Source organism: Bacillus sp. 2175 (genome assembly GCF_057812155.1).
Genome location: NZ_CM173819.1, coordinates 4688342 through 4700958 on the forward strand (window position 1 = coordinate 4688342; position 12617 = coordinate 4700958).

Below are 12617 nucleotides of genomic sequence, written 5' to 3' on the forward strand. Positions count from 1 at the left end.
CGCACTGAAAGCCGCTACCGAAGTAGCGACTTTCTTTTTTATAGTAACTATATTAACTTCCGCCGGGATCAGTCATCATATACTGAACTGGATTTGTTTTTTCTAGCTGATTAACTTCTCCAAATAATCCGAATCCTAATACCCCTACGCACATTAAAAGTGCAATTAAATTCTTTTTCATTGTAGCACTTCCCCTTTGTTCATTAAAATATCCTTACATAACTGTCCATAAAAACTTAACCCTGCTAATTCAAATTCGAGTAGAGCTTGTTTAATTCCTTCCATATCACCAATACATTTTGAATAAGAAAGACGTTGAAAAGGAGTAAATCCTTTTCTTTTCATCTGTTCAAACATTGAAACTCCTAACTCTCTATCACCATAGTTATATTCATAATTAGCCTGTTCATTTTCATGAATTACCGTAACATCAATCTTATCAATGTTTAAATTGTTAGTTATCCTTACATGCGCCAATGTAGTTTGAAAAGCTATATACTTTTGAGTTTTTACAGGGACATTAACTTCTTCTAATTTTTTAATAGATTGTTCTAGGAACTTTTCAGACATAATCGGCGACTCGAACTGGTAAGATTCACCAACGCAACATAATGATGTCGCTTTGACAATTGGAATATCTAGGGAAGAGTTAATTATTTTATAACATGTTTCCCTACATTCATCAAGTTGCACTCTCCAAAGATACATGTATGCTTTTCTTTCATTTGCTAGCATACTAAGATAATCTTTAATATGACCTTTTTTGATTTTTTTTAAATTTGCTTCTACAGCGTCTACATATTCAATAATGGCGTTATTATTCGGCTTATCAGCTAATGCTAGCATATACAGTATATTTACCATCACCTGGCAATGTGGATTCGAAGAAAAACGCCGCTTGTTCAATTCATCGTGCAGTGCCTGTCCTTTTAACTCATTTTTATTCCTCTTATTAAAAAGTTTATATATGCTAAAGAAAATTCCTAAATTCTTTTTACTTTCATGCTTTTTTATTAAATGTTGCATCAGATTATATTCACCTTGAACCTGACAATATATTAAAGCCACTTCAATGTTAGAGATACTTTCACACATACTGAAAAATTCTCTTATGATTTTTCTTTTTTCAGTTGGATGCTCAAATAAAATCTCAATGGATTGAAAAAATACTGCTACATCCATTTCATATTCACAAGTAAGTCCTCTCCTGAATGTTTCACGACTTACTTTGATTTTCTCAGCAAAATTCCTTCTTGAATATCCGCAAAATTCTATTCTTTTCAACAACTGATCCATTACATGTTGCAAATTCACTTCCCCCTTCTCCGAACATAAACTTTCCATCCTAACTTATTTTTCAATAAGGAACATTGCTAATGTATGATATAATAAGATGGACTCATACGAGGCAAGTGTTTCCTAAGGTACGGTTAGGGAACGGTGTAATTGTGGTCACAACACTTGTACACACGCTTCTATGGGTCTATATTTATGTTCAATAATATTATTTTGTTAATTTCATAAACTTTCGAAACTGCAAATTCTCTTCCATAATTGGATATACGCACCCAATATAACACAATCCCCTTTAAAATAATTGTCTTTTTTGATTTTTTCAACAATTGTTTCTCTAAAATGACAATTGTTTCCCATTCCTCCATTGTTTTGTTAGTATATTTCAATTTTAGTGATACAAAACCAGCCATTACGAAAAATCCACACCCAGCCAATTATTAAATTTTATCTCTTTCCCAAAAATTAGCTTTTATTTTTTATCAATATTAACAGATAGCACTATATGATAATATAAAAGTATCCTTTCTGTTTTTATCAATATGATGGTTTAATAATAATTGAGTTCCCTTACTCTTCTGTTATTAAAAGTAAGATGGTTTAATTTCGTAGACATCCTTATTTGGATGTCTTTTTTTGTGTTTTATAGAAACTGCAATAATGCAATTTTGCATAATCACCAAAAAATACACCATGTACATAATAGAAGTAGTACAATAAAAAACGTGGATACATTCTATAAATCAGATTCTCTTATTATTAAGAGCGTAATATGTCAATCGCACTAGTGACATAGCGTTTATCTAAATATTTACCTCGCTTCTTTTTATTGTGTGTGCTAACAATCTGGATTTAAAGATGATTCTGTTTTATAGGTTGTGTTTACATCCTGATAAAAGAGGTACACCTCTATTTATTTAAAGGAATATTAAGCTGAAAGAAAAGACACTTTCATATTGATTGTGCCTTTTCTTTTTTTGTACACGCTGATATACTATTCATACAAGGACCTTTAGCTCAGTTGGTCAGAGCAGACGGCTCATAACCGTCCGGTCATAGGTTCAAATCCTATAAGGTCCATTTGGTTTTTAAACGTCATATGTTATAATCGAATTTCCATCACAAAACGTCTTAGTTGCTTCAAACTTCTAAGACTAGAATCCGTTGCAGATTGCAGCGGATTCTTTTATTGGACTGACTCCTTTTATTAACAAATGGCATAACATAAAATTAGCCGTTTACCAATGGTTATTTCTTCAAACTTAAATCCATTATTAAGATGTTCTCATTGGGACATCTTTTCTTTTGGTAACAAACAAGCTATAATCTATTCAATAAATTGAATTATCACTCTTTATATAAAGGAGGAACCCCTATGGTGATCTATAAGGATGACAAACGAGGTACATATTTCTTCGTAGTAAGAGTCCGTCAGTTTGATGGGACAACCAAGCAAGTAAAACGTCGTGGGTTTAAAACAAAAAAAGAAGCACGTGAAGCAGAAGCTAAAATGTTAGTTGAAAAAGAATCAAACTCCAATCTAACATTTGAGCACGTTGCAGATAGTTATTTCAATTGGTATACGCAGAGGAGGAAACAATCTTCAATAAATACCATAAAAAATGCCATCTACAATCATTTAATGAAAGAATTTGGAAAAATGAAAATTGACTGTATCACACCTAGACATGTAATGGACTATCAAAACAAAATGATCAATGAATACTCTGCGGAATATTTAAAAAAATTCCACACTACACTCTCAGCAATATTTAATTTTGGGATAAAATTTCATGGTTTAACAACCAATCCAGCAAGAATTGCTGGGAATTTTCAAAAAGAATCAAAGAAAAGAATTAACTTTTGGGAATTCGAAGAATTTAAACAGTTTATCAGTGTGGTAGATGAGCCCATGTATAAAGCATTCTTTTCAACTCTTTATTATAGTGGAGCAAGAAAAGGCGAACTACTAGCTTTAACTTGGGAAGATATAAATTTCGAAGAAAAGACCATTAACATTCACAAAACTAAATACAATCGTCAAGTTACAGAACCAAAAACTAAAGCTTCTAATCGAATTATTATGTTACCTAACTTTGTAATGAATTTATTAAAAAGTATAAAAAAAGATGCTGCACTAACAGCACCAGTTAAAAATGATTATGTTGTTTTTGGTGAATTCTATGATAGTCTCGCCACAACTTCATTACATAAAAAATTCAACAACTATCTAAAGATTGCTATGGTTAAAGAGATTGTAATGCATGAGTTTAGACATTCTCATGCTTCTTATCTAATAAATAAAGGTGTTAGCCCGCTGGTTGTAGCCCAGCGATTAGGGCATTCTGATGTAGCAACAACTTTAAATACTTATAGCCATTTGTATCCTTCGAAGCAAGCAGAAGTAGTTGCGTTTATGGAAAAAGATTTGCTATAATTGTTACCAAACCGTTACCGATTAACTATAAATCGTTGATATTACAACTTTAGAAAAGACCCTGTTCGTCAATTCCTTTTTATCTGTCTTATTTCACACTTAGTTTTTCTTTCACTTTCGCTGGAAGCTCGTCTTTTTTCACTTCTTCCCAAGCTGTTACACCTTTTTTATCTGAGTGGTATACGCGTAGGAATGCTTCTTTACGAAGATTTTTTTGAGCTATGAATTCTAATTCTTTCTCTTTACCGTCTTTATCAAAGCCAGTCAGCTTATATTCATAATCTTTAAATTTCTGCCCATTACTAGCTTTACTATCAAATTCTTTTCCATCTACTGTAATTTGAACATAATACTCATCTTTACCCATACGGTTTAAATCACAACCAACTAACAAACTTGCAAATACAACTAAAATACTAAATAGTGCAATGTATCTTTTCATTTCCTTCACCTCATATGTTTTTTCTTATATTCTTATCTTAAAGCCCGGAGCTTAAAGAAGAAATTCAAAAACATGACATGAACATTACACTTTTGTAAGATAATAATTATTTCTTCACTTTAGAAATTGTCATTCCATTAAGCTTCTGTATAACGTTTTTGTTTCTCACGCTCATCAGCTACACTACCGCCAATAACGTCTTTCACGCCAATTTCGCCACTTATCACGTAATTTCCTTATACCGTTTATTACGCCTTCTATTATGCCCTCAATTATAATCTCTATTACAAGATATCTCACTAAACTAATAATAGGTTTAATTACGTATCTCCCTATAAATTCAAGAATATCCTCCATCATATTTTCCTCCTTCTTTTAAAAGGAAGCTGCTACTCCTCCGCGTCCAGTTACAATTTCTGCCCTACTGCGGTATATATCAACAAAGATAATACGACAACAACATCCACGATAACGCTATTGAATTTGGAAGAAACTTCGGTAAATACTAATACTGTAGTTAACATGGCTAAGAGAATTATTTTTTCACCTATATTCGGAGATGCTCCCAAAAACTTTATAAAATCAAAGACAACTTTACTACAATTCTTCCCGTAACTAATTTATTATCGTGGTAAACTGTCTTCCACTATATCCGTAACAGTTCCATTCGGTTCAAAGATTACACGTAATGATCCTTCTCCACCATAACCAGTATAGTCATATACTGAATAAGATTTATATTTCTCAATCACATGTGGCTGTCCAATTGCAGCTTTTACCTGATTCGCGGGCATACCTTTTTTGATTTTCAAATAATGATTGTAACTTACTGCTGCCGAATTGTTATTTACATCTTTATACCACGGTACACGATCGTTTTTTTCTTCATATTCCTTTACAGGCTCTTCACTACGTTTCGTAAATACCTGATTCTCTTTATCTTTATCTTTATCCTTTATAGCAGTACGTTCAATATTTACAACGTAACCATATGTATTTAATTCAACCATAATTTCATATGTACCATCCGTATCTTTTTCAGTATAAAATACGCGTTTTTCATGGTTATTATAATGTTTTATGTTCTCACCACCATAGTCAATCGTATTAAGAATATCCGTATACGTCATACCTTCCTCAATCTTTTGAGATTCATCATGAGAAATATAACGCTTTTGTGATGATGGTGCATCCTCATTTTTAATACTTTCACGTTTGCTCGTAGTCATAGGTGTTTTCTTCTGATCTTTTAGTACTTCACCTTCCGCCTTCGCTGGTTGCTTTGCTCCTGCTTTTGTTAATACGTCTGTATCGCTAGAACAAGCTCCCAAAATCGATACTGTAGTCAACGCCATCCCTACTATAAGTACTCTCTTAAATGACTTCACTCTAATCTCCCCCGGTGGTTTTTAATATCTAGTAATCAATGTATTTTAATTAATACGGAAGTATTCAGTTCTATACAATTGGCTATAACCTTCTCCCTCATGCCCCTTTTTTGTATAAAGTGAAACTTTAATCAGCCCTCGCCAATCATCCTCGTTACAAATATTAACATTAAATATAACTAATAAATAGTATATTTTTGCTAATTATTTACATTTTTTCTACATAATCTTATCTTAAAATGAACAATATGAATCTCGAATTCACAGCGTTAATCATATATACCATATATAATAACATTTAAATTAAAATCTAAAGTAAATTTACATGCATTTTCTGTTTTAACGCAAAAAGAAAAGGCCTTTCTAACGATTTGAAGTGCACCCCAATTGTTAGACACAGTCTAACAATTGGAGGTGCATTTTTTATGGCTAAATTTTCTTCAAAAGAAAAAATCCAAGCGGTGAAACGATATTTAGATGGTACAGAAAGTGGAAAAACAATTGCTAAATCTATAGGAGTTAACCCTAGCGTACTTCGTGAGTGGATTAGACGATATGAGTCTTCAGGTGAAAAGGCCTTTGAAAAGTGCTATACATTCTACCCAGCCCAGTATAAACTAGATGTACTTTATTATATGAATGAACACGGGACATCTATCAGAGAAACAGCGGCACTTTTCAATATACCGTCTTATGAAACACTTCGGAAATGGAAAATAGCTTATGAAACAGGAGGATTGGATGCCCTACAATCAAAGAAAAAGGGGCGTCCAACCATGAAAGATAAAAAAATAAAGCCAGTAGATGAAGGATCAATCGAAGCCTTACAAGCGGAAAATGAGCGTTTACGTATGGAAAATGCATATTTAAAAAAGTTGAATGCCTTAGTTCAAAACAAAGAAAAATCACCAAACAAGACAAAGCGCAAGTAATCTACGAGTTAAGGCATGAATTTCCTATCAAGGAGTTACTTCAACTCGCAAACATTCCACGTAGTACGTACTATTACTGGATGAAACGTTTTAATCGTCCTGATCCAAATGCGGAGGTAAAAGAACTGATTCAAGCTATTTATAATGAACACGATGGGTGTTATGGTTATCGTCGTATTCGTGATGAACTTATGAATCGTGGACACAAAGTAAATCATAAAAAAGTGTATCGCCTTATGAAAGAATTAGGGTTAAAATGTCTGGTTCGTATGAAAAAATACCGCTCTTACAAAGGGACAGTTGGGAAAATTGCGCCAAATATTTTAAATCGCAACTTCCAAGCTGAAAAACCAAATGAAAAGTGGGTTACAGATATTACGGAGTTTAAGTTATTTGGGGAGAAGTTATACCTATCACCAATGTTGGATTTATTTAATGGTGAAATTATCACGTATACAATTGGTTCAAGACCGACCTATTCCCTTGTTTCAACGATGTTGGACCAAGCCCTTTATTGTGTAACCAATCCGGATAAACTCCTCATTCACTCTGATCAAGGTTGGCACTATCAAATGAAACAATACCGTCATTCTCTTAAGAATTGTGGCATAACTCAAAGTATGTCTCGCAAAGGAAACTGTTATGACAATGCCGTTATTGAAAATTTCTTCGGTATCATGAAATCGGAATTTCTGTATCGAAAAGAATTTGAAAGTATAACACATTTCAAACAAGAATTAGCAAAGTATATAGAATACTATAATCATAAAAGAATTAAGGCAAAATTAAAGGGTATGAGCCCAGTACAATACCGGGCTCATACCCTAGAGGCTGCCTAATGAAACGACCTGTCTAACTTTCGGGGGTCACTTCAATTTTATTCCATCGCTAAAAAGGCCTTTTCTATTTTGGCTAAAAACTTAGCACTCTTCTGGCTTACCAGCATTCGATGCTGTACGGAAAGATGATCCACATCCGCATGATGCGATCGCGTTTGGATTGTCGATTGTGAATCCGCCGCCAAGCATAGATTGTTTATAGTCAATTTTTACTCCTTTAACAATTGGAGCACTTTCTGTATCGATAACAAATTCAACACCGAAAAACTCAAGAACTGTGTCGTCTTCTTTTGGTTCTACTTCAAATCCTAAGCCGTAAGAAAGACCGCTACATCCGCCGCCGTGTACAGCAAGGCGCACATACTTCTCTCCATCTTCAGCATCTTTTAACATATCTTTAATTTGAAAAGCTGCTTGTTCTGTTACTTCAATCATGAAATACACCTTCCTTTCTGTTCTTAGTCCATTATACATCTTTACGCTTCTATCTTGTACTCATACACTCCGCGGCAAATTACTTCCGCAGGTCCTTTCATCAACACGTTTCCTTCTTCAGTCCACGCAATCATTAAATCGCCGCCAGCTAAATGGACTGTAATTTCCTTACCACGTTCCATCTTTCCATTTAAAATAGCAGCTACAACTGCAGCGCACGCTCCTGTTCCGCAAGCTTGCGTTACACCAGATCCACGTTCCCAAACGCGGAAGTTCATCTCGTCATTATTCAAAATTTCGATAAACTCAACATTTACTCGCTCTGGGAACATTTCATGTGTCTCGAGAACTGGTCCAAGTGTTGTAAGAGGTGCTTTTTCTACATCATCAACAAAAATAACCGCATGCGGATTTCCCATTGAAACAGCTGTAAATGCATAACGATGATTATTGTATAAGAAGTTTTCACGAATAAATGGTGTTTCACCTTCACCAAGCATTGGTATTTCTGCACGTGTTAGACGAGGTGCTCCCATATCGATTTTTGCTAATGTCACGACACCATCTTCTACTGTTACTTCAGCCGTTACAATACCAGCTAACGTTTCAATTGTGAAAACTGTTTCTTCTACTAGTTTATGCTCATACGCATATTTCGCTACGCAGCGTAAACCGTTACCACAGCTCTTTCCTTCAGAACCATCATTATTAAACATACGCATCTTCACCGGAGCTACGTCTGAAGGGCAAATTAAAATCATCCCGTCTGCTCCAATACCAGTATTAATATTTGAAACCTTTTCGGCCACAAGGGCTAAATCTTCTTCAGGAATTTGCTCTTCAAACATATTTACATATATATAACTATTGCCAAGACCATGCATTTTTGTAAAAGAAAATTGGCTCATTTATATTCACTCCAAAAATAATTTGTTATGTTAAGTATAAAATGCATGCTTTTAGAACACAATATGAATGTCCCCCGTTTCTCATATTTGACAACGTTTGGCGATGAGCCACTCTTACACAATTTGTGTAAGAAAAAAGCCCTTCTAAAAAGGGCCTTTTTTTATTTATCCTACTATTTTCGATTGGGGAAGACTAATACTCAGTATTAGTCTTCCCCACGAAATAAAGTTTTATCTAATGAAAAAGGTGCTGCTAATTCGCAACACCTTAAAACATTGGATTTTCATCCAAATACTCATATACATTATTAACAAGCTCTTCTACTGTTGCACCTTGTACAACTTCACCATTTACAAGTGCAAATGGTCCTTCAAAACAAATGCCACAATATCCTAAACAACCATACTCCATTACATCTAAATTCGGATCTTTTTCTAATTTTTCTAGAGCTGCTTGTGAACCACTTGCAAGGTTACCTACACAAAATTCAATTAATGGTTTAATCAAAATTCTCCCCCCTGTACTACAAAACAAATTACCTTTTCACTTTATCTATAAGAAGAAAACTAAGCTGTTTCTTGTTGTTTTCGTTACACAGTCTAAACTATTTAGTTACTTCATTACTTCACTTCAAAGTAGATGATTTCTTCTATATAACATGCTACTTACAATGAAAGAGTAACTTAAAAAGAAAAACAGTTTACTTTTCTTCTTATTGTACAACAGAGTATTCATTCATGCATTGTTATTTGTTCACAAATTCGATATAATTTGATTGAGTAAAGTCAAAATATTTTATTAATATAAAATTTTATGATTAGGGGATATTTCAACAGAAAAGGGGTAATCCATCATGAAACACCTCGTAATACTAGGTGGGGGCTACGGTGGAATGAGAATTCTGCAAAGGCTACTTCCAAGCAACCAACTTCCAGATGATGTACAAGTGACATTAATCGACAAAGTACCATATCATTGCTTCAAAACTGAATATTATGCATTAGTTGCGGGTACTATTTCAGAAACGCATATTCGTATACCGTTTCCTGAACACCCACGCCTCAATATTCAATACGGCACAGTAACAAATATTGACCTCGAAGAAAAAGCTGTTCATCTTGATGGCGGCGAAGCGATCCAATATGATGATTTAATTATCGGACTTGGCTGTGAAGATAAATATCATAACGTTCCTGGAGCTAGAGAATATACACATAGTCTACAATCAATTGAACAAACACGTAAGACATATGAACAATTAAATAGTCTAGAACCAAATGCAACAGTAGCTGTCGTTGGTGCTGGCTTAAGTGGCGTTGAAGTAGCAAGTGAACTTCGTGAAAGCCGTTCTGATTTAAAAATCTATTTATTTGATCGAAAAGATAGAATTTTATTCCCATATCCAGAGAAATTAAGTAGATACGTAGAAGAATGGTTTGTAAAGCATAAAGTTAACATTATACGAAACTCTAACATTACAAAAGTAGAACCAAATATTGTGTACAACCACGATGAACCACTTGAATGTGATGCAATCGTCTGGACAGCTGGTATTCAAGCAAATGAAGTTGTTCGAAACCTTCCAGTTGAACAAGATGGTAGCGGACGGGTTGTCTTAACTAAATATCATAATATTCCAAATAACGATCATGTTTACGTTGTAGGAGATTGCGCAGCACTTCCACATGCACCATCTGCCCAACTGGCTGAAGGTCAAGGAGAACAAATTGTCCAAATATTATTAAAACGTTGGAATAATGAACCACTCCCGGATGAACTACCTGTTATTAAATTAAAAGGTGTTCTAGGATCTCTTGGTAAGAAGCACGGCTTTGGTTTACTAGCAAACCAACCATTAATGGGACGTGTACCGAGATTATTAAAATCTGGTCTTCTTTGGATGTACAAATATCATAAAGGTTAATACTTTACAGGCTGTCTACTATGTAGGCAGCCTCTTTGCATCAGTTTTTAAAAATTATCAGACACATCTTTCTCAATATTTATAATGATTTATTTTTCATTTTTATATTAAAAAATATTGATAAACATTGTATGCTATTTGTAAGTTGTTTTATTACTTCCTTTAAGACCGAGTTCATTCGGTCTTATTTTTCATGTGATAAATACTTTTGTAGGAGGCATTACATTCCACTTATGAACTTATCGAAACTAAACAATCGAATAGAAGCGAAAAAGAAAGAGCTAATCTATCTCGTTGAACGATACGGATTCACTCATGATAAAGTGATTTCTTTCAGCCAAGAATTAGATCGTTTACTTAACTTATTAATAAAACTCAAGACGAAGAAAAAACGTTGTTCGTTATAACCATTTTCCCCTCTTTTTTTGATACGATATAACTAGAATCAGAAAGGAGCGATTTATGTTTATATTAAAAGACGTTATATATAAAGATATACTACACATTCCTTATTTACAGATTCAAAAAGAAAAGATTACTTGTATTATCGGTGAAAGCGGAAGCGGAAAAAGCACATTACTTCGCATGTTAAATGATTTACAATCCCCAACATCCGGTACAATTGAATATAACGGAAAGTTAATTTCTGATTATTACCCTATTCAATTACGTCGTGACGTAGTTATGCTTGGGCAAACTCCACCTATTTTTGATGGAACCGTTAAAGACAACCTATTAATGGGACTTCGTCTTTCTGAAAAACCATTTCCAAATGATGATGCCCTGCGGAGTGCATTACAAACCGTTAGCTTAGACAAGCAATTAGAAGATAGCACCTCCTCATTATCCGGCGGTGAAAAACAAAGACTTGCCTTTGCACGTATCGTACTTATGGATCCGCCTGTCTATTTATTAGATGAACCCACTTCAGCATTAGACAGTGATACAGAACGCCGCGTTATGAAACAATTTACTGAACTAGCACGAAAAAAGAAAAAAACAGTTATCTTCATCACACACTCGCAACAACTTCCAGAAGAAATTGCAGACGATATTATTGAAATTAGCAAAACAAAGGGTGCAACTAGAAAGGAAGTGCTCTCAGTTGAAGGGCGTTATTGAACTCCAAATTTGGCAACTTGCAGCTGCCTATATTTTCATTCTTATTTTAATTGGACTTGTAAAATTAAAAGGAATACCTCGCGAAAAACAAATCGCGCTCGCAACATTCCGTATGACGATTCAGCTCGTACTTGTTGCATATGTCCTTACATACGTATTTGAAAACAGTAATCCATTTTATACAATCGCTCTCATCACTTCTATTACTACCTTTGCAATTTTTAATATTTATAAACGGGTTAACATCCCAATGTCTAAAGAATTAAAACGAGTAGCCGCCCTTTCCATGATCGCCGGATCAATTGGACCACTTCTACTATTTATCTTTGTTATTATCGGTCATGACCCTTGGTATGCTCCGCAATATATCGTCCCTATTACAGGAATGTTAGTTGGGAATGCCATGACTGGTGTTTCTCTTGGTGCAAATACGTTCTTAAACAATATGAAATCGCAAAGAGGTCAAATTGAAGGTGCACTTATGCTCGGCGCAACACCGAAAGAAGCAGCTGCTCCGCTCATTCGAGACGCTTTTGACTCTGCTATTTTACCAACAATTAATTCTATGGTCGGAATGGGAATTATAAGCTTACCAGGCATGATGACTGGTCAAATATTATCCGGTGTATCACCATTCACAGCCATTCAATATCAAATCGCCATCATACTCGGTATTTCTGGAAGTACTGCCTTTGCTGTCATTATCTTTTTACAGCTTGGATATAAAACGTTCTTTAATAAGCGATGTCAGTTGAAAGAGGTTGACTATGATGCGAGGTAAATCGTAACTTTCGCTCAGTAAATGATGCATCGTTCTCGGTGAGTGAAATTATATTAACGATTTTTTCAATATATCTATCATAACTTGCAATATATCAACGATTTTGCAAATATAT

14 protein-coding genes, 1 tRNA gene and 1 pseudogene are annotated in these 12617 nt (G+C 34.4%); 7 read left to right on the forward strand and 9 right to left on the reverse strand.

Annotated elements, in window-relative coordinates:
- Positions 1 to 52: 52 nt before the first annotated feature.
- From ACXKY9_RS24455 to ACXKY9_RS24465, 3 genes are all read right to left on the reverse strand, one after another.
- The gene (locus ACXKY9_RS24455) at positions 53 to 181 is read right to left on the reverse strand and encodes a hypothetical protein (RefSeq protein ID WP_000739860.1); all 129 of its coding nucleotides are present in this window, start codon (positions 179 to 181) and stop codon (positions 53 to 55) included.
- Positions 178 to 1308 (reverse strand): AimR family lysis-lysogeny pheromone receptor, encoded by a 1131-nt coding sequence (locus ACXKY9_RS24460; RefSeq protein ID WP_001164934.1) that lies wholly within the window; start codon positions 1306 to 1308, stop codon positions 178 to 180. Before ACXKY9_RS24460 ends, ACXKY9_RS24455 begins: the two co-directional genes overlap by 4 nt.
- 167 nt (positions 1309 to 1475) lie before the next feature.
- A complete protein-coding gene (locus ACXKY9_RS24465) occupies positions 1476 to 1706 on the reverse strand; it encodes a hypothetical protein (protein WP_000896931.1) in 231 nt (76 codons plus the stop codon).
- Between the two features lie 593 nt (positions 1707 to 2299).
- On the opposite strand from ACXKY9_RS24465, the gene ACXKY9_RS24470 reads away from it, so the two are divergent.
- Together ACXKY9_RS24470 and ACXKY9_RS24475 are read left to right on the forward strand one after the other, a co-directional pair.
- A tRNA-Ile gene (locus ACXKY9_RS24470) sits at positions 2300 to 2373 on the forward strand.
- A gap of 295 nt (positions 2374 to 2668) precedes the next feature.
- Positions 2669 to 3730, forward strand: coding sequence for a tyrosine-type recombinase/integrase (locus ACXKY9_RS24475; RefSeq protein ID WP_000237487.1), 1062 nt, complete (start codon positions 2669 to 2671; stop codon positions 3728 to 3730).
- 88 nt (positions 3731 to 3818) lie between these two features.
- Here the strand turns inward: ACXKY9_RS24475 and ACXKY9_RS24480 are convergent, their stop codons facing one another.
- The 3 genes and pseudogenes from ACXKY9_RS24480 to ACXKY9_RS24490 form a co-directional block, all read right to left on the reverse strand.
- Positions 3819 to 4172, reverse strand: coding sequence for a YxeA family protein (locus ACXKY9_RS24480; RefSeq protein ID WP_000833145.1), 354 nt, complete (start codon positions 4170 to 4172; stop codon positions 3819 to 3821).
- A 143-nt stretch (positions 4173 to 4315) separates the two neighbouring features.
- Positions 4316 to 4384 (reverse strand): annotated as a pseudogene (locus ACXKY9_RS24485) (methyltransferase); the annotation flags it as partial.
- Positions 4385 to 4795: 411 nt separating this feature from the next.
- Positions 4796 to 5560, reverse strand: coding sequence for a hypothetical protein (locus tag ACXKY9_RS24490; RefSeq protein ID WP_000834606.1), 765 nt, complete (start codon positions 5558 to 5560; stop codon positions 4796 to 4798).
- A 425-nt stretch (positions 5561 to 5985) separates the two neighbouring features.
- Here ACXKY9_RS24490 and ACXKY9_RS24495 point away from each other — a divergent pair.
- Positions 5986 to 7331 (forward strand): IS3-like element ISBth10 family transposase gene (locus ACXKY9_RS24495; RefSeq protein ID WP_087942842.1). Its coding sequence is split into 2 segments (ribosomal slippage): positions 5986 to 6427 and positions 6427 to 7331, totalling 1347 coding nucleotides; the frame shifts between segments, so codons are not numbered across the junction.
- Positions 7332 to 7412: 81 nt separating this feature from the next.
- Here the strand turns inward: ACXKY9_RS24495 and ACXKY9_RS24500 are convergent.
- From ACXKY9_RS24500 to ACXKY9_RS24510, 3 genes are all read right to left on the reverse strand, one after another.
- Entirely contained in the window at positions 7413 to 7766 is a 354-nt protein-coding gene (locus ACXKY9_RS24500; protein WP_000573825.1) for a HesB/IscA family protein, read from the reverse strand.
- A 41-nt stretch (positions 7767 to 7807) separates the two neighbouring features.
- Complete coding sequence (gene dapF, locus ACXKY9_RS24505; RefSeq protein ID WP_000077397.1) at positions 7808 to 8674, reverse strand: diaminopimelate epimerase; 867 nt, start codon at positions 8672 to 8674, stop codon at positions 7808 to 7810.
- 268 nt (positions 8675 to 8942) lie between these two features.
- A complete protein-coding gene (locus ACXKY9_RS24510) occupies positions 8943 to 9182 on the reverse strand; it encodes a YuzB family protein (RefSeq protein ID WP_000595026.1) in 240 nt (79 codons plus the stop codon).
- A gap of 346 nt (positions 9183 to 9528) precedes the next feature.
- Here ACXKY9_RS24510 and ACXKY9_RS24515 point away from each other — a divergent pair, with 346 nt between their 5' ends.
- The 4 genes from ACXKY9_RS24515 to ACXKY9_RS24530 all read left to right on the forward strand — a co-directional run bounded on the left by ACXKY9_RS24515 (position 9529) and on the right by ACXKY9_RS24530 (position 12502).
- Positions 9529 to 10599, forward strand: coding sequence for an NAD(P)/FAD-dependent oxidoreductase (locus tag ACXKY9_RS24515; protein ID WP_000682077.1), 1071 nt, complete (start codon positions 9529 to 9531; stop codon positions 10597 to 10599).
- 233 nt (positions 10600 to 10832) lie between these two features.
- The gene (locus ACXKY9_RS24520) at positions 10833 to 11006 is read left to right on the forward strand and encodes an aspartyl-phosphate phosphatase Spo0E family protein (protein ID WP_001054089.1); all 174 of its coding nucleotides are present in this window, start codon (positions 10833 to 10835) and stop codon (positions 11004 to 11006) included.
- A gap of 55 nt (positions 11007 to 11061) precedes the next feature.
- The gene (locus ACXKY9_RS24525; protein WP_000470265.1) at positions 11062 to 11721 is read left to right on the forward strand and encodes an ABC transporter ATP-binding protein; all 660 of its coding nucleotides are present in this window, start codon (positions 11062 to 11064) and stop codon (positions 11719 to 11721) included.
- Complete coding sequence (locus tag ACXKY9_RS24530) at positions 11705 to 12502, forward strand: ABC transporter permease (protein ID WP_000679246.1); 798 nt, start codon at positions 11705 to 11707, stop codon at positions 12500 to 12502. Before ACXKY9_RS24525 ends, ACXKY9_RS24530 begins: the two co-directional genes overlap by 17 nt.
- Positions 12503 to 12617 lie beyond the last annotated feature (115 nt).